The 24,938-nt window shown below is 72.5% G+C and carries 25 protein-coding genes; 13 read left to right on the top strand and 12 right to left on the bottom strand.

What is annotated here, in order from left to right:
- Positions 1 to 127 precede the first annotated feature (127 nt).
- Complete coding sequence (locus J3P41_RS13810; RefSeq protein WP_210650958.1) at positions 128 to 2,551, top strand: 5'-nucleotidase C-terminal domain-containing protein; 2,424 nt, start codon at positions 128 to 130, stop codon at positions 2,549 to 2,551.
- Positions 2,552 to 2,629: 78 nt separating this feature from the next.
- Here the strand turns inward: J3P41_RS13810 and J3P41_RS13805 are convergent, their stop codons facing one another.
- On the bottom strand, positions 2,630 to 2,920 hold the full coding sequence (locus J3P41_RS13805) for a DUF1540 domain-containing protein (protein ID WP_210650957.1): 291 nt from the start codon (positions 2,918 to 2,920) through the stop codon (positions 2,630 to 2,632).
- Positions 2,921 to 3,071: 151 nt separating this feature from the next.
- Here J3P41_RS13805 and J3P41_RS13800 point away from each other — a divergent pair, with 151 nt between their 5' ends.
- The 8 genes from J3P41_RS13800 to J3P41_RS13765 all read left to right on the top strand — a co-directional run bounded on the left by J3P41_RS13800 (position 3,072) and on the right by J3P41_RS13765 (position 10,119).
- On the top strand, positions 3,072 to 3,386 hold the full coding sequence (locus J3P41_RS13800) for a hypothetical protein (protein ID WP_210650956.1): 315 nt from the start codon (positions 3,072 to 3,074) through the stop codon (positions 3,384 to 3,386).
- Between the two features lie 5 nt (positions 3,387 to 3,391).
- Positions 3,392 to 4,324, top strand: coding sequence for an NADP-dependent oxidoreductase (locus tag J3P41_RS13795; protein ID WP_210650955.1), 933 nt, complete (start codon positions 3,392 to 3,394; stop codon positions 4,322 to 4,324).
- Between the two features lie 62 nt (positions 4,325 to 4,386).
- The gene (locus tag J3P41_RS13790) at positions 4,387 to 4,821 is read left to right on the top strand and encodes a BLUF domain-containing protein (RefSeq protein ID WP_210650954.1); all 435 of its coding nucleotides are present in this window, start codon (positions 4,387 to 4,389) and stop codon (positions 4,819 to 4,821) included.
- A gap of 33 nt (positions 4,822 to 4,854) precedes the next feature.
- Positions 4,855 to 5,724: an aldo/keto reductase gene (locus tag J3P41_RS13785; protein WP_210650953.1), complete on the top strand. Its 870-nt coding sequence runs from the start codon at positions 4,855 to 4,857 to the stop codon at positions 5,722 to 5,724.
- Positions 5,725 to 5,965: 241 nt separating this feature from the next.
- Positions 5,966 to 6,397, top strand: a complete 432-nt coding sequence (locus tag J3P41_RS13780; protein ID WP_210650952.1) for a Fur family transcriptional regulator — start codon at positions 5,966 to 5,968, stop codon at positions 6,395 to 6,397.
- Between the two features lie 47 nt (positions 6,398 to 6,444).
- A complete protein-coding gene (gene katG, locus J3P41_RS13775; RefSeq protein WP_210650951.1) occupies positions 6,445 to 8,718 on the top strand; it encodes a catalase/peroxidase HPI in 2,274 nt (757 codons plus the stop codon).
- 165 nt (positions 8,719 to 8,883) lie between these two features.
- Positions 8,884 to 9,354, top strand: coding sequence for a hemerythrin domain-containing protein (locus tag J3P41_RS13770; protein ID WP_210650950.1), 471 nt, complete (start codon positions 8,884 to 8,886; stop codon positions 9,352 to 9,354).
- A gap of 9 nt (positions 9,355 to 9,363) precedes the next feature.
- The gene (locus J3P41_RS13765; protein WP_210650949.1) at positions 9,364 to 10,119 is read left to right on the top strand and encodes a glycoside hydrolase family 16 protein; all 756 of its coding nucleotides are present in this window, start codon (positions 9,364 to 9,366) and stop codon (positions 10,117 to 10,119) included.
- A 2-nt stretch (positions 10,120 to 10,121) separates the two neighbouring features.
- Here J3P41_RS13765 and J3P41_RS13760 read toward each other — a convergent pair whose 3' ends face one another.
- Complete coding sequence (locus tag J3P41_RS13760; RefSeq protein WP_210650948.1) at positions 10,122 to 10,571, bottom strand: MOSC domain-containing protein; 450 nt, start codon at positions 10,569 to 10,571, stop codon at positions 10,122 to 10,124.
- Positions 10,572 to 10,707: 136 nt separating this feature from the next.
- Here J3P41_RS13760 and J3P41_RS13755 point away from each other — a divergent pair, with 136 nt between their 5' ends.
- A complete protein-coding gene (locus tag J3P41_RS13755; protein ID WP_307861990.1) occupies positions 10,708 to 12,129 on the top strand; it encodes an MFS transporter in 1,422 nt (473 codons plus the stop codon).
- A gap of 122 nt (positions 12,130 to 12,251) precedes the next feature.
- Entirely contained in the window at positions 12,252 to 14,708 is a 2,457-nt protein-coding gene (locus J3P41_RS13750) for an immune inhibitor A domain-containing protein (RefSeq protein ID WP_210650947.1), read from the top strand.
- A 109-nt stretch (positions 14,709 to 14,817) separates the two neighbouring features.
- Here the strand turns inward: J3P41_RS13750 and J3P41_RS13745 are convergent, their stop codons facing one another.
- Both J3P41_RS13745 and J3P41_RS13740 read right to left on the bottom strand, forming a co-directional pair.
- Positions 14,818 to 15,213 carry a hypothetical protein gene (locus tag J3P41_RS13745; RefSeq protein ID WP_210650946.1) on the bottom strand — a complete coding sequence of 132 codons (396 nt, stop codon included), beginning with the start codon at positions 15,211 to 15,213 and terminating at the stop codon, positions 14,818 to 14,820.
- 36 nt (positions 15,214 to 15,249) lie between these two features.
- Positions 15,250 to 16,335 carry a S9 family peptidase gene (locus tag J3P41_RS13740; RefSeq protein ID WP_210650945.1) on the bottom strand — a complete coding sequence of 362 codons (1,086 nt, stop codon included), beginning with the start codon at positions 16,333 to 16,335 and terminating at the stop codon, positions 15,250 to 15,252.
- A gap of 96 nt (positions 16,336 to 16,431) precedes the next feature.
- Between J3P41_RS13740 and J3P41_RS13735 the strand changes: the two genes are divergently transcribed.
- Both J3P41_RS13735 and J3P41_RS13730 read left to right on the top strand, forming a co-directional pair.
- The gene (locus tag J3P41_RS13735) at positions 16,432 to 17,289 is read left to right on the top strand and encodes a sigma-70 family RNA polymerase sigma factor (RefSeq protein WP_210650944.1); all 858 of its coding nucleotides are present in this window, start codon (positions 16,432 to 16,434) and stop codon (positions 17,287 to 17,289) included.
- Positions 17,290 to 17,555: 266 nt separating this feature from the next.
- On the top strand, positions 17,556 to 17,792 hold the full coding sequence (locus J3P41_RS13730; RefSeq protein ID WP_210650943.1) for a hypothetical protein: 237 nt from the start codon (positions 17,556 to 17,558) through the stop codon (positions 17,790 to 17,792).
- Positions 17,793 to 18,032: 240 nt separating this feature from the next.
- On the opposite strand, the gene J3P41_RS13725 is transcribed toward J3P41_RS13730, so the two are convergent.
- The 8 genes from J3P41_RS13725 to J3P41_RS13690 all read right to left on the bottom strand — a co-directional run bounded on the left by J3P41_RS13725 (position 18,033) and on the right by J3P41_RS13690 (position 24,900).
- The gene (locus tag J3P41_RS13725; RefSeq protein WP_210650942.1) at positions 18,033 to 18,344 is read right to left on the bottom strand and encodes a hypothetical protein; all 312 of its coding nucleotides are present in this window, start codon (positions 18,342 to 18,344) and stop codon (positions 18,033 to 18,035) included.
- 30 nt (positions 18,345 to 18,374) lie between these two features.
- Positions 18,375 to 19,469, bottom strand: a complete 1,095-nt coding sequence (locus J3P41_RS13720; protein ID WP_210650941.1) for an oxidoreductase — start codon at positions 19,467 to 19,469, stop codon at positions 18,375 to 18,377.
- 96 nt (positions 19,470 to 19,565) lie between these two features.
- The gene (locus J3P41_RS13715) at positions 19,566 to 19,775 is read right to left on the bottom strand and encodes a hypothetical protein (protein ID WP_210650940.1); all 210 of its coding nucleotides are present in this window, start codon (positions 19,773 to 19,775) and stop codon (positions 19,566 to 19,568) included.
- A 106-nt stretch (positions 19,776 to 19,881) separates the two neighbouring features.
- The gene (locus J3P41_RS13710) at positions 19,882 to 21,543 is read right to left on the bottom strand and encodes an NAD(P)/FAD-dependent oxidoreductase (protein ID WP_210650939.1); all 1,662 of its coding nucleotides are present in this window, start codon (positions 21,541 to 21,543) and stop codon (positions 19,882 to 19,884) included.
- A 20-nt stretch (positions 21,544 to 21,563) separates the two neighbouring features.
- Positions 21,564 to 23,408 carry a Na+/H+ antiporter gene (locus J3P41_RS13705; protein WP_307861989.1) on the bottom strand — a complete coding sequence of 615 codons (1,845 nt, stop codon included), beginning with the start codon at positions 23,406 to 23,408 and terminating at the stop codon, positions 21,564 to 21,566.
- A 24-nt stretch (positions 23,409 to 23,432) separates the two neighbouring features.
- On the bottom strand, positions 23,433 to 23,996 hold the full coding sequence (locus J3P41_RS13700; protein WP_210650938.1) for a dihydrofolate reductase family protein: 564 nt from the start codon (positions 23,994 to 23,996) through the stop codon (positions 23,433 to 23,435).
- 31 nt (positions 23,997 to 24,027) lie between these two features.
- Positions 24,028 to 24,528 carry an SRPBCC domain-containing protein gene (locus J3P41_RS13695; protein ID WP_210650937.1) on the bottom strand — a complete coding sequence of 167 codons (501 nt, stop codon included), beginning with the start codon at positions 24,526 to 24,528 and terminating at the stop codon, positions 24,028 to 24,030.
- A gap of 30 nt (positions 24,529 to 24,558) precedes the next feature.
- Positions 24,559 to 24,900, bottom strand: a complete 342-nt coding sequence (locus J3P41_RS13690) for a helix-turn-helix transcriptional regulator (protein ID WP_210650936.1) — start codon at positions 24,898 to 24,900, stop codon at positions 24,559 to 24,561.
- Between the last annotated feature and the right edge of the window lie 38 nt (positions 24,901 to 24,938).

The raw sequence follows: 24,938 nt of genomic DNA, 5'->3' as shown, positions 1-24,938 counted from the left end.
CTTCTTCTGCGCGTGTACGGTTCGGAAGGTCCGCAATGTGGAACACAGTTCGACATGATGAACCGCCGCCTCTAGGTTCGGACCTGCTGTGGCGCGCGTCACAGCACCCGCCGCGAGGAGCAGAGCCGTGCCGCAGACCGCCACATCCATCCGCAGGTCCATCGGCGCCCGTGCGCGCCACGTCGTCACCGCCCTGGCCGCGAGCGCCATGGTGGTGAGCGGAGTCGCAGCGACCGGTCCCGCCTCTGCAGCCGTCGGTGACGAGGTGATCGCCTGGCTGGAGGTCGAGGACGGCACCATCGTCGGCGGCCCGGCGCTGAACTCCGGCGACCACGGCAACTTCTCCGGATCCGGCTCCTACACGTTCCGCGAGAGCGGGATGCGCTCGACCATGACCTTCCAGGCGCCGGCGGCCGGGACGTACCCGGTGTGGGTCCGCTACGCGGCCGGACCGCTCAGCGCCGAGGAGAACGTCACGCGCGCCATGGGCCTGCTGACCAACGGCGGGGCGCGCCAGGTCGTCAGCTACCCGCTGACCGGGAGCTGGGAGAGCTGGGGGTGGGCGCGCGCCGACGTCGCGCTGCAGCAGGGCACCAACACCCTCGCGGTCGACTGCCAGCGCAGCGCCGCCGAGATGTGCCGGCTCAACTTCGACGCCGTCCAGGTCGGTGGCACCGCACCCGACCCGTGCGTCGCGACTCCGGTCCCGGCGGGCAGCACGGCCCTCTTCGACGGGACGTTCGCGTCGTTCGACCAGTGGCGCAAGGCCAGCGCGGGCGGCTTCGGCCGGCAGGTCGACTGCACCCTGCGCGGCTTCCGAGGTCCAGGCGCGACCTGGACCACCGCGCAGCAGTCGGGCACCTACACGATCGACGTCGACTGGCGACGCGGCGACGCGGCGGCCGGCTCGAGCGTCTACGTCGCCTCGACCAGCAACGGCGGCGCGACCCCCGCGGGGGGCTACCAGGTGCGCATCGGCGCCACCGACACCGCCGCCATCGTGCCGACCGGCGGCACCACGAAGCCCGCCGACGCCGCGGCGGTCGCCGAGGCGGTCGCGCCCGTGGGCCAGTGGAACCGCTTCACGATCCAGGTCACTCCGGCCCGCCTCCGGGTGCTGCTCAACGGCCGCGTCGTCAACGCCGTCGACCACACCGCACCGACGTCCGGCCACCTGGGCCTCGAGAACCGCGCCGGCACCGGCCAGGTCAGCTTCCGCGACATCCGGGTGCGACCCGGCGTCGACCTCGGGACGCTCGCCGGCCCCGTGCGGCGCGCCACCGGCGTGGACGGCACCACGTCGACCCCGTCCGGGGAGTCGACGCTCGCCAACCTCGTCGCCGACGCCCTGCGGTGGGCCACCCGAGGCGCCAGCGGCGGCAACGCGAAGATCGCCTTCGTCAACCCCACCGCGCTGCGCGCCGACCTCGTCGCCGACGGCGGCTACCCCGCCAGCACGACGTACGCCCGTGCCGCCGAGGTGCTCGGCGCCGAGCCGCTGGTCAACATGCGGCTCAACGGCACGCAGATCAAGACGGTCCTCGAGCAGCAGTGGCAGACCAGGGCCGACGGCACCGTGCCCAGCCCGGCCTTCGTGCACCTCGGGGCCTCCTCCGGACTCACATGGACCCACGACGCCAGCCGCCCCGCGGGAGACCGGATCACCGGTGTGTGGCTCGACGGCGTCCCACTCAAGCCCACCGGCAACTACTCGGTCACGGTCAGCCAGTCCCTCGCAAGCGGCGGCGACAACTTCCGCGGGTTCACCGCCGGACAGGCCCCGCAGGTCCGCGAGGCGAGCACCGTCTCGGCCCTGGCGGCCTACATCAGCGACGCCTCCACCGAGACGCCGCTCGCGGCGCCGCAGTCCCAGCGCGGCGTCGGCGTCCACGTCCCGGCCGACGCCCCGACGTCGTACGCCGCCGGCACGACGTACGCCGTCGACCTCAGCGCGTGGTCCTACTCGGGCGCCGACGCCCCGCGGGACGACACGGTCGACGTGACCGTGGCGGGACGGCCGGTCGGCTCGTTCCCGGTCGACAACACCTCAGGCGCCCCCGAGGACCACGGACAGGTGGCGGTACGGGCGACCCTGCCGGTCGACCTCCCCGCTGGCGCGACGACCGTGCGGATCGTCGGCTCCACCACCGGCACCGCCGTGCAGCTGCCGATCGTGGTCACCCCGGCGCCCGCCCCGGCGCCGGTCCCGACGCCCACCCCCACCCCGACGCCGACTCCGAGCGCACCGCCGATCGCCACCAAGGCCAGGGCGGCGATCAAGGTCGCGGTGCCGAAGCGAGTGGTCGCCAAGCAGACCCGGGCCAAGCTCGCAATCACCGTCGACTCGGCCGGGGCGACCCCGACCGGCACGGTCACGGTCAAGGTCGGCACGAAGCGGCTCACCGCACGGCTGCGCGACGGCAGGGCCACGGTGAGGCTGCCCGTGTGGCGCACGACGGGCACGAGGAAGGTCGTGGTGTCGTACGCCGGCGACGCCGCCACCCGCGCGGCGACCAGGACGGTCCGGATCCGGGTGCGCGCCGCCCGCTGACCTCGCGACGAACCGCCGGCGGCCCGGGCGCGACCAGACCCGGGCCGTCGGGGCGACCCGCAGCCGGGGCAGAGGGGATCAGGCGGGCGCGAAGGTGAGGCAGTCGGCCGGATCCGGGCCGGCACCGACCTCGACACCGGCCGCGGTGCACTCGAGGTGGTCGTTGTGCCGGCAGTCGGACCGGTGGCAGGCGCCCACGTGACCGTGGGCGTCGACGCCACCCTTGTCGTGGGCGTCGACGAAGGTGCCGCACGCGGCGCCCGCGGCCCCGGTGACGGTGATCGCACCGGCGTGGCAGTCGTGGTGGTGGTTGTAGGAGCAGCCGTCCACGCTGCACGAGCTGATGATCGGCAGGTTCATGGTGGTCATGCAGCGACGATCCTCCTCGTCGTGCCCCACGTCCAGACAGGACAGGCTGCCCTTGCCTGGCTCAGGGGCCGATCGCCCCGTGTGAAGGGGTGAGGTGCCCACGGGGTCAGAGCGCCTACCGTCGAAGGCATCCCCAACCTCAGGAGGACCCGTGGCGCACCAGCCCCCGAAGGACGTGCAGGAGGCGGCGCAGCGCGCCGTCCGCTGGATCGAGGACGGCAAGGCCGGCAAGGGCTTCACCGACGTGGGGCGTCATCGTGCCCACCAGCTGGCGGGCGGCGAGGACGTCAGCGACGAGGACGTGAAGAAGATGCAGGCCTACTTCGCCCGGCACACCGTCGACAAGGACGCCGAAGGCTTCACTCAGGGCGGCGACGGCTTCCCGTCCCCCGGGCGGGTCGCCTGGGACGCTTGGGGCGGCGACCCCGGCGAGCGGTGGGTCGGCACGATCGAGATCGAGGACTGAGGCGCGTGCGAGCAGCCAGCTACGACACCTTCGGCGGGCCCGAGGTCATCCACGTGGGCGAGCGCCCCGACCCCCCGGTCGGGCCCGACACCGTGCTGGTGCGGGCGCGGGCCACGAGCGTGAACCCGGTCGACTGGAAGATCCGCGAGGGATACCTCCAGGGTGCCTACCCGCACCACCTGCCGATCATCCCCGGCTGGGACGTCGCCGGCGTCGTGGAGGCCGTGGGTCCCTCGGTACGCACCGGCGTACAGGTCGGTGACGAGGTCTGGGGCTACGTCCGCCGCGACGACGTGGCGCACGGCACGGCGGCCGAGCTCGTGCCGGCTCCCGAGCGCTGCGTCGCGCTGAAGCCCGCCTCGCTCTCCTTCGAGGAGGCGGCGTCGGTCCCGCTGGCCGGGCTGACCGCGCACCAGGCGCTGACCGAGGCGCTGTCTGTCGGCCCGGGGGACCGGGTGCTCGTGCACGCCGCCTCCGGTGGCGTCGGCCAGCTGGCCGTCCAGATCGCCGTGGCGCTCGGCGCCGACGTCATCGGCACCGCCTCGCCCGCGCACCACGAGCTGGTACGCCGCCTGGGCGCGGGCGTGGTGCTGGACCACCACGCCGGCCCGATCAGCGGCCAGCTGGGCGACCACGGCGGCCCTGTGGACGCCGTCCTCGACCTCGTCGGCGGCGAGGCGCTCGCCGACGCGCCGGCCCAGGTGCGGGACCCGGCGCGGATCGCCTCGGTGATCGACCCGGAGACCGTTCTCGGGCTCGGCGGCCGCTACGTCTTCGTCCGGCCCGACCGCGACGGCCTTGACGCCCTCGGCGCCCTCGTCGAGGCCGGTCGGCTCCAGGTGACCGTCGCCCGCACCTTCCCGCTGGAGCAGATCGCCGACGCGCACCGGCTCTCGCAGGAGGGAAGCCCCGGCGGCAAGATCGCCATCACGATCTGACGGGCTCGGACCTGGAGGGGTGAGGCGTCTCCTTCTCGCCGGCGGCTAGCGTCGTACCCGCCATGGACGACGACGCCGACCTGATGACCCTGACCTACACCAGCTCGGCCACCCGGCTGATGGACGTCGCCCAGCTGGTGGAGCTGATCGAGGAGATCCGCCCCAAGAACGAGCGTCTCGGCATCACCGGCCTGCTCCTCTACAGCGGCGGCAACGTGATCCAGACGCTCGAAGGTCCGGCGCTGGCCGTCGCGCAGGTCTTCGACGCGATCGCGGTCGACCCGCGGCACGGCGAGGTGCACGTGGTCGACCGCCGGGCCGTGCCCGGCCGCGCCTTCGCGTCCTGGTCGATGGGGTTTCGCAACGTCACGGCCCGCGAGGTGGCCGATCTCGAGGACTTCAACGACTTCGCGCGTCAGTCGGTCGGCCACGACCTCGCCGCCCATGCGGGTCCCGCCTTCGGCCTGCTCCGCGCGTTCCGCGTCAACACAGTCTGAAGGCGGCTTCGGCCGCGGTCTAGGGTCGAGGACATGCAGACACGCACTCTCGGCAACCAGCAGGTCGGCGCGATCGGCCTCGGTCTGATGACCTTCGACCAGACCGGCACCCAGCCCCGGCAGCAGCTCGTCGACACCGTCACCGCGGCCCTGGACGCGGGGGTCACCCTCTTCGACACCGCCGACGCCTACGGTCCGGGTGAGGAGAAGGGGGCCGGCGCCCAGGGAGAGAACGAGCGGCTGATCGCCTCGATCCTCGACGAGCTCGGCGTGCGGGACCGGGTGCTGCTCGCCACCAAGGGCGGCCACGTCCGCACCGACGGCGGCGGCTGGGACACCGACAGCTCGGCCGCGCACCTCCGTAGCGCGGTCGACGAGAGCCTGCAGCGGCTCGGCGTCGAGCAGATCGCGCTGTGGCAGCACCACCGTCCCGACCCGAAGGTCCCCTACGACGAGGTCATCGGCACGCTCAAGGAGATCGCCGACAGCGGCAAGGTCGCACGCATCGGCCTCTCCAACGCCGACCCGCAGCAGATCCGCGACGCCCACGCCGTCCTCGGTGACGCACTCGTGAGCGTGCAGAACCAGTTCAGCCCCAAGTTCCGCTCCAGCAGGCCCGAGATCGACGTGTGCGAGGAGCTGGGCCTGGCCTTCTTGCCGTGGAGCCCGCTGGGTGGGCTCTCCGACGCCAAGGAGCTCGCCGAGAAGCACCCGGCCTTCGCCGAGATCGCCTCCGACCACGGCGTGAGCGCCCAGCAGGTGGCGCTCGCCTGGGAGCTGGCGCAGTCGCCCGTGGTCATCCCGATCCCGGGCGCCAAGCGGCCGTCCTCGATCACCGACTCCGCGGCTGCCGCCGCCCTCGAGCTGAGCGCCGACGAGCTGGCCCGCCTCGACGCCAGCTGACCCTCGCGCCTCCAACCCCGCCCCAACTCCGCGCCCCCGGCCGGGGTACGCGCCTCCGCCGGGGTATCCGCCCCCGCCGGGGTATCTAGGGACGTTCTGGTAGGCCGGAAGCCCGTTTCACCTACCAAAACGTCCATAGATACCCGGCCAGGGGGGCAGCGGCGGCGGCAGCGGCGGCGAAGGCGAAGCCGGGGTCGAGCAAGACTTGACTCGTTCAAGAAAGCCGGGCAGGGTGAAGCCGATGGACGACAGCGAGTTCGAGCACCTGCTCCGCAGCGCCGACCTGCGGGTCACGCGCCCCCGCCTGGCGGTCCTGCGCGCCGTACGCCGCCACCCGCACGCGGACACCGGCAGCGTCCTGGCCGCCGTGCGGGTGGAGGAGCCGAACGTCTCCCACCAGGCGGTCTACGACGTGCTCGGCGCCCTGACCGACTCCGGCCTGGTCCGCAGGATCCAGCCGGCGGGCTCTGCCGCCCGCTACGAGCTGCGCGTCGGCGACAACCACCACCACGTGGTCTGCCGCTCGTGCGGACGCGTCGCCGACGTCGACTGCGCCGTCGGCCACCGGCCGTGCCTCACCGCCTCCGCCGCCGACGGCTTCGTCATCGACGAGGCCGAGGTCACCTACTGGGGCACCTGCGCCGAGTGCGCGAGCGCCCCGGCCGCGACCTGACCCCACCCGACCCGACTCCCGCCAGATCCGCACCCGGAAGGAACGCCATGACCGACAGCCAGGACAACGTGACCGAGAGCCCGCAGGGGGTGGACCGCAAGGCCGAGGCCGGGTGCCCGGTGATGCACGACTCCGCCGCCGCCCACGGTAGCGAGAGCGAGAACCCCGCGATCGACTCGCCCACGCCGGCGACCGACCGTCGCCCGCGCACCAACCAGGACTGGTGGCCCAACAGCCTCGACCTGACCCCGCTGCACGCGCACTCCTCCAAGAGCAACCCGCTCGGTCCGGACTTCTCCTACTCCGAGGAGTTCAAGAAGCTCGACCTCGCCGAGCTGCGTCGCGACATCGTCGAGGTGCTCAATACCTCGCAGGACTGGTGGCCCGCCGACTTCGGCCACTACGGCGGCCTCTTCATCCGCATGAGCTGGCACGCCGCCGGCACCTACCGCATCTTCGACGGCCGCGGCGGCGCCGGCGAGGGCTCGCAGCGGTTCGCCCCGCTCAACAGCTGGCCCGACAACGCCAACCTCGACAAGGCCCGTCGCCTGCTGTGGCCGGTCAAGCAGAAGCACGGCCAGAAGATCTCGTGGGCCGACCTGCTGGTGTACGCCGGCACGGTGGCGATGGAGGACATGGGCTTCCAGACCTTCGGCTTCGCCTTCGGCCGCGAGGACATCTGGGAGCCCGAGGAGATCATCTGGGGTCCCGAGGACACCTGGCTGGGCGACGAGCGGTACTCCGGCGACCGCGAGCTCGAGGAGACCCTGGGCGCGGTCCAGATGGGCCTCATCTACGTCAACCCCGAGGGCCCCAACGGCAACCCCGACCCGCTGGCCTCGGCGCGCGACATCCGCACCACGTTCGCCCGCATGGCCATGAACGACGAGGAGACCGTCGCCCTCATCGCCGGCGGCCACACCTTCGGCAAGACCCACGGCGCCGGCGACCCCGACCTGGTCGGGCCCGAGCCGGAGGCCGCTCCGCTGGAGGAGCAGGGCCTGGGCTGGAAGAGCTCGTTCGGCTCCGGCAAGGGCAAGGACGCCATCACCTCCGGCCTCGAGGTCACCTGGACCTCCACGCCGACGCGGTGGAGCAACGACTACTTCAAGTTCCTGTTCCAGTACGAGTGGGAGCTGGTGAAGAGCCCGGCCGGCGCCTGGCAGTGGGTCGCGAAGGACGCCGACGACATCGTCCCCGGCCCGACGCCGGACTCGCCGAAGCGCAAGCCGACGATGCTCACCAGCGACCTGGCGCTGCGCTTCGACCCGGCGTACGAGAAGATCTCGCGCCGCTTCCTGGAGAACCCCAACGAGTTCGCGAAGGCCTTCGCTAAGGCCTGGTACAAGCTGCTCCACCGCGACATGGGCCCCGTCACGCGCTACCTCGGCCCGTGGGTGCCCGAGACCCAGCTGTGGCAGGACCCGGTGCCGGCGCACGAGGGTGACCTCGTCGGCGACGGCGACGTCGCCGCGCTCAAGAGCGCCGTCCTCGACTCGGGCCTGACCATCTCCGAGCTGGTCTCGACCGCGTGGGCGTCCGCTGCGTCCTTCCGCTCCACCGACAAGCGCGGTGGTGCCAACGGCGCTCGCATCCGCCTCGAGCCGCAGCGCAACTGGGCCGTCAACCAGCCCGAGCAGCTCGAGCGGGTCCTGGGCGTCCTGGAGGGCGTGCGCGCCGACTTCAACGCTCGCGGCGGCGCCCAGGTGTCCCTGGCCGACCTGATCGTCCTGGCCGGCTCCGCCGCGGTCGAGAAGGCCGCCCGCGACGCCGGCGTGGAGGTCACCGTGCCGTTCCACCCCGGTCGCACCGACGCCTCGCAGGAGCAGACCGACGTCGAGTCCTTCCGGGTGCTCGAGCCCCGCGCCGACGGGTTCCGCAACTACCTGCGCGGCGGCGAGAAGCTCATGCCGGAGAAGCTGCTGGTCGAGCGCGCGTACATGCTCGACCTGACGGCCCCGGAGATGACCGTCCTGGTCGGCGGCATGCGGGCCCTCGGCGGCAACGTCGGCGGCGTGCAGCACGGCGTGCTCACCGACCGTCCCGGCGTGCTCACCAACGACTTCTTCGCCAACCTGCTGGCCCCGGGCACGCAGTGGAAGGCCTCGGAGTCGGAGGAGAACGTCTACGACATCCGCGACGCGGCGACGGGCGAGCTGAAGTGGACGGCCACTGCGGTCGACCTCATCTTCGGCTCGAACTCGCAGCTGCGGTCGCTGGCCGAGGTCTACGCCAGCGCCGACGCCCGCGAGAAGTTCGTGCACGACTTCGTCGCCGCCTGGGTCAAGGTCATGGACAACGACCGGTTCGACCTGCGCTGACGCGTCGTACGGCCACGACGGCCCGGACCCCGCTCGGGGTCCGGGCCGTCGCGCGTCACGGCCGCTAGAGTGGCGCCGACGTCGCGTGCCGGTGGCAGGCCGTGCCAGGCATGGAGGCGTCCGACACGAAGGAGCACGGCATGACGTCGTCCCCTTCGCCCTCACGTGACTGAGGGCGAGACCGCCCGGCTGATCGCCTGGGCCGCCGAGATGCGTGCGGTGCACGAGCGGCTGCGGTCCGCGCTGCGGATCTCCCAGGAGGCTGCGGCCGACGGGCGCGACCTCCCGCAGCCCGGGCGTGAGTTGCTGCTGTTCTGCCACGGCTTCTGCTCGGCGCTCGAGGGGCACCATCGCGGCGAGGACTCCCTGCTGTTCCCCGCCGTCGAGGCCGAGCACCCCGACCTGAGCCCCCGGCTGCGCAAGCTCGAGCAGGACCACGCGATGATCGGCACGCTGCTCGCCGGCCTGCAGTCGGCCGTCGACGCGCCGGCCGACCCGCTCGCGATCGGGAGACATCTCGACGGGCTGGCGGCGATCGTGGAGTCGCACTTCGCCTTCGAGGAGCGCACCCTGAACGACGTGCTCGACCGCCTCGACCTGCACGCGGAGGTCGCCGACGTCTTCGGGCCGCTCTAGCGTGGGGTCATGACGATCCGCACGGAGCACTTCGAGGGCGACGGCCTCGCTGCCGACACCTGGGTGCCGCACTACCTCCCCCATTGGTCGTCCCGCGAGCGGAGCCGGGCGTCGTACGACGTCTCCGGCTCGGTCCTCCGGCTGCACATCCCCGTCGAGCAGGGCCTGTGGTGCCCCGAGCGGCACACGCCGGCGCTGCGCACCTCGACCATCGCCTCGGGCCTGTACGCCGGACCGCGGGGGTCCACCGTCGGCCAGCAGCCGTTCGCCGAGGGGCTCACCGTCACCGAGGAGCAGGACCCGTTCCGTGGCTGGCTGCTCGCCGGCGGCCGGCTGACCGTGCGCGCCCGCGCCGACCTCAGCGCCCGGTCGATGGTCTCGGTCTGGCTCACCGGCTTCGAGGACGAGCCGGAGCGGTGCGGCGAGGTGTGCGTCTTCGAGGTGTTCGGGGACACCGTGACCGCGGACTCGGCGGGCGTCGGCGCCGGAGTGCACGCGTTCCGCGACCCGGCCCTGCGCGAGGACTTCTCCGTGACGACCCTCCCCCTCGACCTGCGCGAGTGGCACGACTTCTCCGTGGAGATGGGCCCAGGGGGCTGCAGCTGGTCGGTGGACGGGCGTGTGCTGCGCACCTCCGAACAGTGCCCGACCTACCCGCTGCAGCTGTTCGTCGGCGTGTTCGACTTCCCCGACCGCGACGACGGCACCCTCGGCGACCACGTCCCCTCGTTCGAGGTGGACCTGATCGAGCACGTCGGCGCGTGACGTCAGCCGGTGACGACCTCGTCGCCCACGCTGATCGTCCCTGATCCCAGCAGCCGGAAGACCGTGCCGCCGCGCGGTGAGCGCAGGGCCTTCATCGCGCCCGGGCCGAGCCAGTCGTCGAGGAGCCGGCACGGGGCGGCGATGCGCACCACCTCGAGCTCGACGTCTCCGATGCGCATCCGCTCGCCCGGCCGCGTGGGGATCGGACCGCGGTCGAGGGTCACGTTGCGCCGGGTCAGCCCGGGGTCGATCGGACGTCCGAGGTCGGCCGCCGCCGCCGCGAGGTCGTCGAGCGCCTGCACGGTGACGTGCCGGTGCCGCGCGCCGTGGTAGCGGTCGCCCACCAGTCCCACCCCGGCCTCCGCCTCGACGGAGTCCACCGCCTTGGTGGGGAGCCGGCGCCCCGGCGCGACGTGGATCGCCGCCACGCGCGGACGGTCGTCGGAACTCACGGTGCGACCGTACGTGCCACCCGGGTAGGACCGCTCCGGTGAGCGACCACGGCGAGGTCCGCCAGGCCCGGCGGGCGGACCGAGGGGGGCGAAAAGTCGCAGGCGCGCTGTCGGTGGCCACCCCTAGGGTGCTGGCGTGCCCCTGGACGACTCCGACCAGGTCCCCGAGGACCCCTTGGCGCCGCAGGCCGAGGCGCACCTGCCGCCCGGTGTGACGCGCGGCGAGGAGACGCTGCGCGCCTTCCGACGGGTGCTGGGCAACACGCTGGTCGCCAACGTGACATCGAGCTACCTGTGGTTCGCGCTGACGTTCTGGGCCTACCTCGAGACCCGCTCGGTGATGGCGACGGCGATCATCGGCGGCGGCTACATGCTGTTCACGGCCGTCTTCGGCACGTTCTTCGGGACGCTGGTCGACCGCCACCTCAAGAAGCAGGTGATGGTCACCTCCTCGACCGTCACGCTCGTCACGTACGCCCTGGCCGGCGGCCTCTGGCTGCTGCTCGGCGAGGAGCGCCTCGCCGACTGGGGCAGCGCGTGGTTCTGGCTGTTCTCGGCGGTGATCCTGGTCGGCGGCGTCGTGGAGAGCCTGCGCAACATCGCGCTCTCCACCACGGTCACGCTCCTCGTGCCCGAGGACGGTCGCGACAAGGCCAACGGCCTCGTGGGCACCGTCCAGGGCATCGCGTTCATGATCACGAGCGTCTTCAGCGGCCTCAGTGTCGGCCTCGTGGGCATGGGCTGGACCCTCGCCGTCGCGATCGCGCTGACCGGGGCGTCGCTGCTCCACCTGCTGCCGATCCCGATCCCCGAGCTCGCCCCGCACCCGGAGGAGGGCGGGTCGCGCTTCGACGTCCGCAGCGCCGTCGCCGCCATCACCGCCGTGCCCGGACTTGTCGCGCTGATCCTCTTCTCGACCTTCAACAACCTGGTCAACGGCGTCTATATCGCATTGATGGACCCCTACGGCCTCACCCTGTTCAGCGTGGAGGCCTGGGGAGTCGTCCTGGGTCTCACCGGGCTGGGCTTCGTCGTCGGCGGCGGCCTGGTCGCCAAGGTCGGCCTCGGTCGCAACCCCGTCCGCACGCTGCTGCTGGTCAACCTCGGCATCGCGGTGCTCGGCATGACCTTCACCCTGCGCGAGTGGGCCTGGCTCTACGTCCTGGGCATGTTCGTCTTCATGGCGATCATCCCGGCCGCAGAGTCGGCCGAGCAGACGATCCTGCAGCGCGTGGTGCCGTTCCGCACCCAGGGCCGGGTGTTCGGGTTCGCCCAGAGCGTCGAGCTGGCCGCCAGCCCGGTCTCGGCCTTCCTCATCGGCCCGATCGCGGAGTTCGCCCTCATCCCCTACATGGAGTCCGCCGACGGGCGCGAGACCTGGGGCTGGCTCCTCGGCAGCGGCGAGGCGCGCGGGATCGCCCTGGTGTTCCTCGCTGCCGGAGCCATCATGCTCGTCACGGTGCTCCTCGCCCTCGCCTCGGCGCCCTACCGCCGGCTCTCCGCGGCCTACGCCGCCGCGCCACCGCAGCAGCTCGAGGCGGCGGGGCCCGCCGCCTGAGCGCAGCTTTTTCACCCAGCCGGGGGTCTGTTCAACGCACCCGAGTTGTGCCTAGGGTCCGCAGGGCAGGGAGTTGTCGTGGCTGATCGGCCCGCCTCCTTGCCTCTCGGAAAGGAAACATCGTGAGATCCACGACCCTTGGGCTGTCCTTGGCCCTGATCAGTGGCGCGGCACTGACCCTTGCCCCGTCCACCGCTGCCCCCGCAGCACCTGCCTCGCAGCGCAGCGTCGGTGAGGCGCACGCGCACAACGCCGACCATGTCCTGCCCAACCCGGAGGCCGAGAAGCAGGACGCGCTGCGCCAGCAGGCCTGGGCCGACGTCATCAGCGGTGAGGCAGCGCCGCAGACGATCAGCGGCAACGACGTGCTCAAGGTCGGCAAGGAGCCGGCCGCCGCCCGGCGCGGCGACGCCCGCGCCAAGGCCACGGGCTCCCAGGACCAGTACGTCGAGCTCAGCAACGAGCGCACCGACAAGGTCTTCGTGTTCCTCGTCGACTTCGGCAACCAGAGGCACCCGAGCTACCCCGACCGCGACACCGACCCCAACACCGTCGGCCCGGCCACCTACGACGGCCCCGGGTTCAACGAGATCCCGCAGCCGGGCCCCGACGACAACTCGACCCAGTGGCGCAAGAAGTACACCAAGAAGTACTACCGCGACCTCTACTTCGGCGACGGCGAGCTGGCCGACTCCCTCAAGAGCTACTACGAGCGCCAGTCCTCGGGCCGCTACAGCGTCGAGGGCATGGTCACCGACTTCACCACCGTCCCCTACAACCAGGCCCGCTACGGACGCAGCAACGGCTACCCGTGCGCCGGCAACGTCTGCAACAACACCTGGAACCTGGTCTCGGACGGCATGACCCAGTGGGTCGCCGACCAGAAGGCCGCCGGCAAGACCGACGCCCAGATCAAGCGGATCGTGTCGCAGTACGACATCCGTGACCGCTACGACTTCGACGGCGACGGCAACTTCGACGAGGCCGACGGCTACATCGACCGGTTCCAGATCATCCACTCCGGCGGCGATCAGGCCGACGGCGACCCGATCTACGGCGAGGACGCGATCTGGAGCCACCGCTGGAAGGCGTTCCAGGGCACCGGACAGGGCCCCACCGTGAACGGCGTGGCGAACCCCGACGGCGGCACCCAGATCGGCAACACCGGAATCTGGGTGGCCGACTACACCATCCAGCCCGAGAACGGCGGCATCTCGGTGGTCGCCCACGAGTACGGCCACGACCTCGGCCTGCCCGACCACTACGACACCGCCGCCTCCGGCGACAACCCGGTCAACTGGTGGACGCTGATGGCGCAGAGCCGCGTCTCCGCCGCCGGCGACCAGGGCATCGGCACGCGCGCCGCCGACCTCGGCGTGTGGGACAAGCTCCAGCTCGGCTGGCTCGACTACGAAACCGTCGTCGCCGGGCAGGACCGCACGATCGACCTCGGCCCGCACGAGTACAACTCGGCCAAGGCGCAGGGCGTCGCAGTGGTCCTCCCGGACAAGCAGATCGCGACCGAGCTGCTCGCCCCGGCCGAGGCCAGCAAGCAGTGGTACAGCGGCGCCGGCAACAACTACCAGTCGTCGATGTCGCGCAGCGGCCTCGCCATCCCGGCCGGCACCACGACGCTGACGCTCAAGGCGGCGTGGAACATCGAGGAGGACTACGACTACGGCTACGTCGAGGTCCAGTCGCCGGCCGGCAGCGGCAGCTGGACGCCGCTCGACACCTCGGCGATCGACCCCGACACCGACAGCGACACCGACCCGGACAACGACCCCGCCAAGGAGTCGGGCATCGACGGCGTCAGCGACGGCTACGTGCCCGCGACCTTCGACCTCTCGGCCTACGCCGGGCAGACGATCGGGCTCCGCGTGCGCTACACCACCGACGGTGCCGTTCAGGGCCAGTCCGCCGACCTCGGCTGGTCGGGCCTGCTCGTGGACGACATCAAGGTGACCAACGGCGCAAACACGGTCCTCGCCGACGGTGCCGAGACCTCGCCCAACGGGTGGAGCCTCAGCGGGTTCGCCTCGGTGGGCGCCAGCTTCAACACGCCCTACGACCAGTTCTACCTGGCCAGCAACCGCACCTACGTCTCCTACGACAAGTACCTGCAGACCGGCCCGTACAACTTCAGCTTCCCCGAGCGGCCGGACTTCGTGGAGAAGTTCCCCTACCAGGACGGGCTCCTGGTGAACTACTGGGACTCCTCCTACGCCGACAACAACACCAGCCAGCACCCCGGTGGTGGCCTGGTGCTCCCGGTCGACGCCAACCCCGAGGCGCACTACAACCTGCAGGGGCAGGCATGGCGCGGTCGCATCCAGACCTACGACGCGCCGTTCGGCCTCCAGCGCTCCGACTCCTTCTACCTGACGGCCGGCGGTCGTCGCAGCTACATCCGTGGTCGGGCGGCCAACCCGCTCTTCGACGACAGCGACCCGAACCGCTACTTCCAGCCGTTCGTCGACGCGGGCCTGCCCCGGGTCGGGGTGAAGGTGGCCGGCGCGGGCGTCCAGATCCAGGTGCTGGAGCAGAACGGCACCAGCATGCGGATCCGGGTGAACTGATCACGGGCTGACCGTCCGCGCGACGGTTCGCACAACCCGTTCACAGAACCCGTCCACAGAGGGGCCGGGAGCCGACAGCTCCCGGCCCCTTCGTGCGCCCGCGCCCGCGTCAGCCGACGACGGTGACGACCGACGCCCGGACGACCGGACCGCCGCACCCCAGCGCCACCAGGTCCGGCGTCCCGGTCACCTGCACCCGGTCGCCCACCTCCAGGCTGGCTGCGCGGTCGCCGGTGATCGTCCAGGTGATGGCGTTGTCGTCCTCGACGACGGTGCAGTTGCCCACCTGCGCGACCTCCCCCACGACGCGCACCTTCTCCAGTCCCTCGCTCGGGGGGACGGTCGTGCCCTGGGTCGGCTGCGACAGGGTGGTCGGCTCCAGGGACGCGGTGGAGAGGTCCCGGGCGTCGGTGGCGACCTCGGTGGCCCGCTCCCCGGCGCCGCAGCCGGTCACCACCAGGGCGAGGAGGGCGGTCGCGAGGACGGGCGGCGTACGGCGGCGCATGTCAGTGGGACGCGAGCCGCTGCCCGATGGCTCCCGTCAGGCGGGCATCCGAGCCTGCAGGAAGCGGACGGTGCGGTCCATCGCGGCGACGAAGGCGGGCCCGAAGGCGTGCCCGTCGTCGTACCACTCGAGGGTGGAGTCCACCCCCGCCCGCGTCAGCGCCCGGTGCGTCGCGCTCGCCCAGCGCGGCGGACACGTGTCGTCGAAGCGGCCGTGCACCAGCAGCACGGGCTCGGTGACCTGGTCGAAGTGCGGGCGCGAGGAGACGCCGCGCCAGAACTCCGGGTGCTCGCCGGGCGGGCCGTGGCGACCCCGGAAGCCCGCCTCGAGCTGCGCGAGCGGCGCGTCCGGGCGCTGGAACTGGTCGAAGTTCTCGGCCTCCAGGCTGGACACGGATGCCCAGCCGACGCCTGCTGCGAAGAGGCCGGGCTCGGCGGCGAGTGCCTTGAGCATGACCCCGCCGCCCATCGAGCGGCCGAACAGGGCGACGCGGTCGGCGTCGACGCGTACGTCCGGGGAGTCCCGCAGCGCCTGGGCGGCGGCGACGACGTCGGCGGAGTAGCCCAGCCGGACGGCCTGCTCGACGCGCGGGTCGTCGCCGGACTCGGCGTGGTTGCGGTAGTCGACGTGCAGGGCGACGAAGCCGCGCTCGGCCAGGAAGCCGCGCTCACGGGTCATCCCCTGCCCGCGGACGTAGTACGACGGGTCGATGTAGCCGTGGGCGAGCACCACGGCTGGGAAGGGCCCCCGGCCGGTCGGCACGTTGAGCACGCCGCTGATCCGAAGGGGCGCGGTGCCGCGGCCGGCGGTCGTCGAGGCGAAGGTGACGTCGTACGACGTGTAGGCCGCCGTGCGCTCACGTACGGCCCCGAGCCGCAGGCCGCCTCCCGTGAGGTCCGCGGCGGCGAGGGCGGCCACCGAGATCGGGTGGGGCGGGGGTGCCGGTGCTGCCGGCGACTCGCTGGGCGACTCGCTGGGTTCGCCTGTCGGCGTCTGGCTCGCAGAGCTCGACGATGCGGTGGGGGACGGTGACGGCTCCCCTTCCTCGGGCGAGCCGGAGCAGGCAGCCAGGAGGGGCAGGGTCGCCAGTGCAGCGGCGCGTCGCCGCCAGGGGCCGTCCATGGTCCCAGTGTGCGGGAGGCGACCCAGCCGGGCGGTCACATGTCCGGGCCCCCGCTCATCGAAGGATTGGGATGATGCACGCGACGGAGGGTGGCCATGGACCAGACGGAGATCTTCGAGGCCGAGCGGCCGCGACTGCTGAGCATCGCAACCCGGGTGCTGGCCGATCACGCGGAGGCCGAGGACGTCGTCCAGCAGGCGTGGCTGCGCCTGGAGCGGACGGTGAGCCGCGACCAGACCGCGATCGACAGCCTGCCCGCGTGGTTGACCACGGTGACCACGCGGCTGTGCCTCGACCGGCTCCGCGCGCGCACTCCCGTGCCGGTCGACGAGGTCGACGTCGCGGAGACCGCACCTGATCCGGCCGACGACGTCGCTCTGGCCGACACCGTCGGGATCGCGCTGCAGGCGGTGATCGACCGCCTCACGCCCCGGGAACGGGTGGCGTTCGTGCTGCACGACAGCTTCGGCTTCGAGTTCGCCACCATCGCCGCGGTCCTCGACACGACGCCTGCTGCGGCGCGCAAGCTCGCCTCACGGGCGCGCTCGAAGGTCGCCCAGCCGGCCGCCGAGGACGCACTCGCCGACTGGGAGGTCGTGGACGCCTTCATGGCCGCGGCGCGCGGGGGCGACCTGGACCGGTTGCTGCAGCTGCTCGCCCCCGATGCTGTCGTCGGCGCCGACGAGGCCGCGATCCTCGCCGGCACCCCGGCCTCGATCGAGGGGCGTGGCGAGGTGGCGGCGTTCTTCAACGGCAGCGCGCATGCGGCGCTGCCCGTCTTCGTCGACGACCGGCCGGGCTCGGCGTGGTTCCACCGCGGCGCCGCTGCCGTCGTCTTCGACTTCACCGTCGAGCGGGGCCGCGTCGCGGGCATCACCTTCCGGGCCGACCCCCACGTGCTCGGGCGGGTCGTGCGCCGTACCGGCGCGGCGGTGAAGGCCGGGCCCGGCTAGCGGCCGCCGTTCTGGGTCGGGCCCGCGCCTCCGTGTTGCTTCATCACGGCATGTCGGCGAATGGGCACTTCCCCCGGCGAATTCAGCCCGGGAAGTGCCCGTTCATCAAGGGATGTCGGCGTACAGGCACCCCGCGTCGGGCACCCCGGCGGCGCGCCACGGGGTACGCCGACGGTCACATCGACGGTCGTCCGGGCGTCAGACTTCTGTGGGTCGACCCGCACACCGACCCGCACACCGTTCCAGCACCGACCTCAGGAGAGCAGATGAAGACCATGACCTGCCGCCAGCTCGGCGGCCCGTGCGACCTCGCCCACCGCGGGGAGACCCACGACGACGTGATCGTCGCCCAGGACGCGCACCTCAAGCAGGCCGAGAAGGAGGGGGACGCCGCCCACCAGCCGGCCCGCGACGAGATGAAGGCTCGCTGGCGGCACCCGAAGCGGTCGCTCGGGTGGTACCGGGACATGAAGCAGGCCTTCGCCGACCTGCCTGAGGACTGACCTCGGCGGGTGCTGCGGCCGGGCGGCGTTCGTCGACCGCATCATGCGGACGTGGTCGCGGCACGCTGCCCCACGCGCCGCACGTACATCACGGTATGTCGCCGGATGGGCACTTCCCTCGCGGAGTTCGCCGGGGGAAGTGCCTGTTGACCGACATACCTTGATGGACAGGCAGGCGGGTCAGGCTCAGGCGCAGGCGTGGACAGGCAGGCGGGACAGGCGCAGGCGCGAAGGCGGCGGTCAGGACCGGCGGTCGGCGAGGACCCAGGCGGCTCCGGCCGCGGCGGCCGTCACGCCGAGGACGGCCGGCCAGGTGCCGACCCTCTTGGCCAGCGGGTGCGAGACGCCCATCGCGGTCCAGTACGCCGCGGACAGACCGGCCGCGAGGGGCGCGCCGCCCACGGCGTACCACGCCGGCGCGGCAGCGGCGTTGGCGCCGAGCATCGCGGCGGCGCCGAGGGGGCGTACGCCGGTGCGCTGGGCGACGGTGAAGCCGCCGAGCAGCCCGGCGGCGAGGACGGGAGCGGTGGGGACGCGGGTCAGGGCGGGCACGGCCCGAGCCTAGCCAGCGTCCCCGCCGGGTCAGCCGCGGCCGACGCGTCCCTCGCTGCCCGCGGCCCAGCACACCTGCGCGGTGCAGTCGATCGCGTGGTAGCCGAGCCTGCTCACCCGGGTCCAGGTCCGGCCGCCGTCGCGCGTCAGGCTCGAGCCGGCCGAGCCGTCGTAGTCGCCGGTCGCGACGGCGTGGCGCCAGCCGCGGAGGTAGGAGACGTCCTCGCCGACGTGGGTCAGGCTCTCCCCGAGGGCCCACGTGCGGCCGTCGCGGGTCCAGGCGACGTTGTCCGTCGTGTCCTTCGGGTCCGCGAAGTCGCCGCCGACGGCGATGCCGCGCCGGGGCGAGGCGAAGTCGCCGGCGAACCCGCCCGCGGCCTCACCGGCCGGGATGCCGGAGCGGACGGCGGTCCAGGTCAGGCCGCGGTCGTCGGAGCGCAGCACCCGCGACTTCTTGCCGCCGGTGATGAGGAAGGCCGTCTTGCCGGCGGTGACGAGGCAGTCGCCGCTGGCGGCGAAGCCGAACTCGCCGGCGGAGCGGGGCATCCCGCGATCGGCCAGGACCGACCACGTACGGCCGCGGTCGCTCGTGGAGAGGATGCGCAGCTTGCCGTCGACCGGGTCGCTGACGACGAGGCCCTTGCGGCCGCCGGGGTAGAAGGCCATGCAGTCGTAGAACGCCGCTTCGTCGGTGTTGCGGAACGGCTCGGTCCACGACGTCCCGCCGTCGGTCGAGCGATAGATGCGCGAGGCCTCGCCGGGACCGATGGCGAGGACGTGCGCGACGCCTCCGCTGACCTCGACGTCGCGGAAGGACAGCCCCTCGGTCGCGTCCGGGCTGACGTCGGTCCAGGTCTCGCCACGGTCGGTGGTGCGGTACACGCGGGCGGGCCCGCCGTCGGTCAGGCTCTCGCCGGTCACCCACGCCTCCCTGCGGCTGACCGCGACGAGGCCGCGGAGGTTCTGGTCGGCGTCGACGACCGTCTCGGTCCAGGCGTCGAAGGGGTCAGCCTTCGAGGTCGGGGCGGCGGACGGCGCGGCGGCCGAGCTCGTCGCGGACGTGGCGCTCGCGGTCAGGGCCAGGGCGAGGGCCGCGGTCAGGGCGGTGGTTCCGAGTCGTCGCATGCCCGCCACCCTGCTCCCGTCGCGTCGCCCTGTCCAGGCCCCTTCGGGCGTGCTGCTCCGGTGCTGAGCCGACGGCGTTCGGCCCGCCGCGCCGACCTACTTGCTGGGCTCCGGCACGTCGACGTCGGCGCACTCCACCTCGGGGTTGAGCCCGACGTAGTTGAGCGGCCCCGCGACGACGTTGAGGGCGATGTCGCTCGCCTCGGAGCAGTTCGTCCTCGTGTCCTCGAAGTAGCCGCGCTGGTAGGCGGCGAACGCGCCGATGACGAGCCAGATGACGAGCAGAATGCCGATCAGTCGTCCCACGGGTCCCTCCTCGGAGTCAGCCGGCCGGGCAGCCGTGGGTCCGAGTGTGCGCCGGGAGGAACCGGCGTACCACCCACCGAGGGGTGCGTGCGTCCGCCTTCGCGCCCTACTGGCCCAGCCAGGCGTGCACCGACGACACCACCGAGGCGCCCTCGCCGGTCGCCGACGCCACCCGCTTCATCGAGCCGGACCTGATGTCGCCGCCCGCGAACACTCCCGGCACCGTGGTGGCCAGGTCCTCCGGCGGCACGTCCTCGACCCAGCGCTCGCGGGGGATGTCGCGGCCGGTCAGCAGGAAGCCCCGCTCGTCGCGCAGCACCACCTCGGGCAGCCACCCGCACTCGGGTGCCGCGCCGAGCAGCAGGAAGAGACCGCGCGCCTCCACCCGCTCGCGCGCGCCCGTCTCGACGTCCTCCATGTCCACCCACGCCAGGTGCCCGACGTCGTCGGGACCACCGTCGACCACCCGTGTCGAGCCGCGCACCGTGACCCGCGGGTTCCACTCGATCTCGTTGATGAGGTACGACGACATGGTCGCGGTGAGGTCGCGGCGACGGACGACGAGCGTGACGCTGCGGGCGAACCGGGCCGCGTGGATCGCCGCCTGGCCGGCCGAGTTGCCACCGCCGACGATCACGACGTGGTCGTCCGCGAGCTCGCGCGCTGCCGCCATCGCGGCGCCGTAGTAGACCCCGCGGCCGACGAGCTCCTCCAGCGACGCCACCCCCAGGCGCCGGTAGTCCACGCCGGTGGCGATGAGGACGGAGCGGGCGCGCACGTCGCCGCCGTCGGTGTGGACCACGTGGTGGCCGCCGTCGGTGGCCGGGGTGAGCCCGGTGGCCGGCCAGCCGGTGAAGAACCGGGTGCCGAAGCGAAGCGCCTGCCCGCGGGCGCGCTGGGCGAGCCGCATGCCGGAGATGCCGCGCGGGAAGCCGAGGTAGTTGCGGATCATCGAGCTGGTGCCCGCCTGACCGCCGATCGCCTCCGACTCCAGGCACACCGTCGTGAGCCCCTCGCTGGAGGCGTACACGCACGCGGCGAGCCCGGCAGGTCCGGCGCCGACCACGACCAGGTCGACCACGTCGTCGACCTCGATGTCGTCGGGACGGCCGTAGAGCTGATTGGCGAGGGCCCGCACGCTCGGGCAGTGCCCGCACCAGCCCACCACCGACGACACCACCGGCCACCGGCCCTCGTCCTCGGGACAGGCCGCCATCACCTCGCGGCCGACCTTGCTGTCGGGGTGGTGCACGCCGGCCGGCATGCCGATGCGGGCCAGGTAGTCGAGCAGCTCGCGGACGAGGCCGTCCTTCTCGGGCGCGACGATCCGCACGCTCTCGACGACGGGCGCGGCCACGGTCGCGTTCCACTCGTTGAGCAGCTCACCGACCGCCCCGTGGAACTCCTCGTCGCGCGGTCCCTGCGGGATCAGCAGCAGGGCGTCGACCTTGCCGGTGGCGACCGCGTGCCGGAAGGTGTGGTTGTCCTCGCTGAACCGGCTCACGTGCGACACGATCAACCGGCGCGCCGTCGGCACGACCTGGCGGGTGCCGCCCACCAGGGCGTAGAGCCGGTCCCGGTCGTGGTCGGTGTCGATCACGAACAGCGCCACCTGCCCGCCGGCTCCGAGCAGTTCCTTGGCCGTCGCCTTGGCGGCGATCTCGTCGCCGACCACGCGTACGTCGTACTCCCGCTCGTAGCGGGCGAAGCCCTCGGCCAGCGCGTCGGCGTGGTGGGCGGAGGCGATGATGATCGCGGGCGCTCCCATGCGGGGAAGCGTAGTGGTGATCAACCCGTCAGGTTGTGCACGTAGCACCAGCGCCAGGACTCCTCCGGCTCCGCCGACTGCATCACCGGGTGGAGGGTCTCGTGGAAGTGGCCGGTGGCGTGCTTGCCGACCGAGGAGTCGCAGCAGCCGACGTGGCCGCACTCCAGGCACTGGCGCAGCGAGACCCACCGCGTGCCGTCAGCGAGGCACGTCTGGCAGGCGGGGTCGGCGACCGTCTCGACCGCGGGGTGCTCGCGCAGGTCGTCGCACTGGCGGCCCGCGGTGAACGCGAGCGTGCCGGTGCGCACGCCGGCGCGCGCCTCGGTGCCGGCGTCGAGCATCGACTCCTCGATGTCGAGCATCCCCAGGACCTGGCTGACCACGTCGGAGGGCACCTTGCCCTTGCTCCGGACCATCAGCACCTTGGCGCGCTCCGCCTCGATCATCTCCCCGCGGATGCGCGCGTAGAGCTCCGACGGCGTCTCCTCGTCGATGGCGGTCGAGAGCTGCTCCCACGCGGCGAAGGTGCGCTGGTCGAGCCGGGCCCGGATCTGGGCCGCCACGCCGTGGTGGTCGTCGTACTCCAGCTCCTCCAGGCGCGCGAAGCCGGCGTCGGCCGCCGACTGCAGGAGCGCCGCCCGCGACAGCGCGTCCTCGGCGGGGTCGGGCGAGGGCACCTTCAGGAGGCGGGTCAGCAGCGGGAGCGTCAGGCCTTGGAGGAACAGCGTCCCCGCGACGGTGGTGAAGGCGACGAGCAGCAGCACCTCGCGGTGCGGAGCGTCGTCGGGGATCACGAAGGCCGCCGCGAGCGTGACCACGCCGCGCATCCCGGCCCAGCCGATGAGGAACGTCCAGGCGGCCGGCACGGGGTCGGTGCCGAGGCGGCGGAACAGCAGGGTCGCGAAGACCCAGGCCATCCGCACCACGATCACCGTCACGAGCGTGGCGACGCACACCAGCGCGATCCGGGCGCTGGACAGCGTCGAGTCGGCGACGTCGGCCAGGATCCAGTCGAGCTGGAGGCCGATGAGCAGGAACACGGTGTTCTCCAGCACGAACGCCACGGTGCGCCACGTGATGCGCTCGGTGATGCGCGACTGCGCGGTCTGGATGATCGGTGCCTTGTGCCCCAGCAGCAGGCCGGCGACGACCACGGAGATGACTCCTGAGGCGTGGATCTCCTCGGCGGCCACGAACGCGGCGAACGGGGTCAGGAAGGAGATGGCGGTGTCCATCAGCGGGTCGGTGACCCGCTTGCGCAGCCAGGCCACCAGCAGGAAGAACGCGACGCCGATGACGAGCCCGCCGCCGGCGGCGCGGACGAAGTCGACCCCGATCTCGGTCAGCGCGACGCCCCCGGACAGCGCGGCGATCGCCGTGCGCAGCGCCACGAGGGCGGTGGCGTCGTTGAGCAGCGACTCGCCCTCGAGGATCGTCACGACCCGGCGGGGCAGGCCGATGCGCCGGGCGACCGCGGTGGCCGCGACGGCGTCCGGCGGGGCGACCACCGCGCCGATGGCGATGGCGGCCGCCCACCCGATGCCGGGCACGAGCCACTGCACGACCGCCCCGACGACCAGCGAGGTGATCACGACCAGGACCACGGACAGTCGCAGGATCGAGCCGCGGTTGGCGTTGAAGTCGACCAGCGAGGTCTGGATGGCGGCGGCGTAGAGCAGCGGCGGCAGCAGTCCGAGCAGGACGACCTCGGACTCGAGGTGGATGGTCGGCACCTCGGGGACGTACGACGCCGCGGCGCCCACCACGATGAGCAGCAGCGGTGCCGGCACGTGCAGGCGGTCGCTGACGGCCGTCGCGGCAAGGACCACCGCCGCCATCGAGACGAGGAGCAGGGCGAGTTCCACGGGGGAAGTCTCGCAGGGGGTGGGTCAGCGAGCGACCTCGTAGCACTGCAGCGTGACCCCGTTGCCGTACGCGGCGTGCTCGACCAGCCGGAGGTTGGTCTTCTCGCCCTCGCCGAACAGCTTCTTGCCGGTGCCGAGCAGGAGCGGGAAGACCAAGAGGTGGTAGCGGTCGACCAGGCCGGCGCGGGCCAGGCCGCGGGCGAGCGTCGGGCTGCCGTGGACGTGGATCTCCCCGCCCTCGGTCTCCTTGAGCGCGGCGACGTCGTCGAGCGAGCGCAGCACGTCGGCGTGGCCGTCGCCCCAGGGCGCGGTGTCGCCGGCCAGCGTGGTGGAGACGACGTACTTCGGCATCGCGTTGTAGGTGGCGAACTCCTCCATCGACGGCCACACCGGCGCGAACTCGTCGTAGGACTGCCGGCCGAGCAGGAGGGCGCTCGCGGCCTCCTGCTCCCGGCCCTTGATGTCGTAGGCCGACTCGTCGAACGCGACGTCCTTGAAGGTCCAGCCGGCGTGGGGGTGGTCCCCGCCCCCGGGGGAGTCGACGATGCCGTCGAGGGTGATGAACTCGGTGACGACGATGGCGCGCATGGGTGGTCCTCTCGGGGTTCGGGGTCGTCGCTCAGGCGGCGTCGGCCGCGAGCAGGTCGTCGATCTGGTTGATGGCGGCGGTGGAGCCCTCGACCACGCCCATCGACAGCACCTGCTGCAGCGCCTCGGCACTGGCGTAGGTCGCGACGAAGGTGGCGCGGGTGGTGCCGTCCTCGGCGGGCGCGAAGGAGTAGACGTTGCTCGACTCGGGCATCTCGGGGTTGGGGGCGAACGTCTCGTCGAGGGCGAAGCCGTCGTTGAAGGTGAAGCGCGTCGGCGCCTCGACATCGGTGATGGTCCAGTAGGCGTAGTACTTCTCCGCCTCGGGGCTGGTCATGTAGTACGTCGTGCGCCCGCCGGCGACCAGCTCGTGGGCGACGAAGGTGGCGGGGTAGCCGGGCGGACCCCACACGCGCTCGAGCTGGCGCGGGTCGGCGTACACCTCCCACACGCGCTCGACGGGAGCGGCGAAGTCGGCGGTGATGGTCAGGGTGAGGGCGTCGAGGTCGTGCTGGACGTCGGTGACGGGCATGGGTCTCTTCCGATCGGTGCAGGGGTGGGTCTATCGCTGGGTGTGGTCGGGGTGGGCGAGAAGCTCGTCCATCCGTGAGATGCGGCCGCGCCAGAGCGCCTCGAGCTCGGTGAGCATGGCGCCCACCGAGCGCACGGCCTCCACGTCGCCGCTCGCCAGGGCTTCGCGACCCTGGCGGCGCTTGGACAGCAGGCCCGCGCGCTCGAGCACGGCGACGTGCTTCTGCACGGCGGCGAAGCTCATGTCGTAGTTCTGCGCGAGAGCCGAGACGGAGTGCTCGCCGGCCAGCACGCGGCGCAGGATGTCGCGCCGCGTCCGGTCGGCGAGCGCGTGGAACCAGGCGTCTGCCCGGTCCTCGTCGGTCGCTGTCATGGGAAAAACATACAACCAAGTAGTTGTACGTTGTCAAG

This window comes from Nocardioides sp. SYSU D00065, assembly GCF_017916425.1.
Classification (GTDB): Bacteria; Actinomycetota; Actinomycetes; order Propionibacteriales; family Nocardioidaceae; genus Nocardioides.
Note: the sequence above shows the minus strand (reverse complement) of the source record. Positions and strands in the feature narration are given on the sequence as shown.

Bases quoted from the DNA above. Each gene is read 5' to 3' on its own strand.
- J3P41_RS13720 (WP_210650941.1), bottom strand. From the start codon at position 19,469: ATGCGACGACTCGGAACCACCGCCCTGACCGCGGCCCTCGCCCTGGCC.
- J3P41_RS13790 (WP_210650954.1), top strand. From the start codon at position 4,387: ATGGACGACGACGCCGACCTGATGACCCTGACCTACACCAGCTCGGCC.
- J3P41_RS13745 (WP_210650946.1), bottom strand. From the start codon at position 15,213: ATGCGCCGCCGTACGCCGCCCGTCCTCGCGACCGCCCTCCTCGCCCTG.
- J3P41_RS13805 (WP_210650957.1), bottom strand. From the start codon at position 2,920: ATGACCACCATGAACCTGCCGATCATCAGCTCGTGCAGCGTGGACGGC.
- J3P41_RS13695 (WP_210650937.1), bottom strand. From the start codon at position 24,528: ATGCCCGTCACCGACGTCCAGCACGACCTCGACGCCCTCACCCTGACC.
- J3P41_RS13730 (WP_210650943.1), top strand. From the start codon at position 17,556: ATGAAGACCATGACCTGCCGCCAGCTCGGCGGCCCGTGCGACCTCGCC.
- J3P41_RS13740 (WP_210650945.1), bottom strand. From the start codon at position 16,335: ATGGACGGCCCCTGGCGGCGACGCGCCGCTGCACTGGCGACCCTGCCC.
- katG (WP_210650951.1), top strand. From the start codon at position 6,445: ATGACCGACAGCCAGGACAACGTGACCGAGAGCCCGCAGGGGGTGGAC.
- J3P41_RS13700 (WP_210650938.1), bottom strand. From the start codon at position 23,996: ATGCGCGCCATCGTCGTCACCGAGTTCATCACCCTCGACGGCATCGTC.
- J3P41_RS13735 (WP_210650944.1), top strand. From the start codon at position 16,432: ATGGACCAGACGGAGATCTTCGAGGCCGAGCGGCCGCGACTGCTGAGC.
- J3P41_RS13780 (WP_210650952.1), top strand. From the start codon at position 5,966: ATGGACGACAGCGAGTTCGAGCACCTGCTCCGCAGCGCCGACCTGCGG.
- J3P41_RS13785 (WP_210650953.1), top strand. From the start codon at position 4,855: ATGCAGACACGCACTCTCGGCAACCAGCAGGTCGGCGCGATCGGCCTC.
- J3P41_RS13690 (WP_210650936.1), bottom strand. From the start codon at position 24,900: ATGACAGCGACCGACGAGGACCGGGCAGACGCCTGGTTCCACGCGCTC.
- J3P41_RS13765 (WP_210650949.1), top strand. From the start codon at position 9,364: ATGACGATCCGCACGGAGCACTTCGAGGGCGACGGCCTCGCTGCCGAC.
- J3P41_RS13710 (WP_210650939.1), bottom strand. From the start codon at position 21,543: ATGGGAGCGCCCGCGATCATCATCGCCTCCGCCCACCACGCCGACGCG.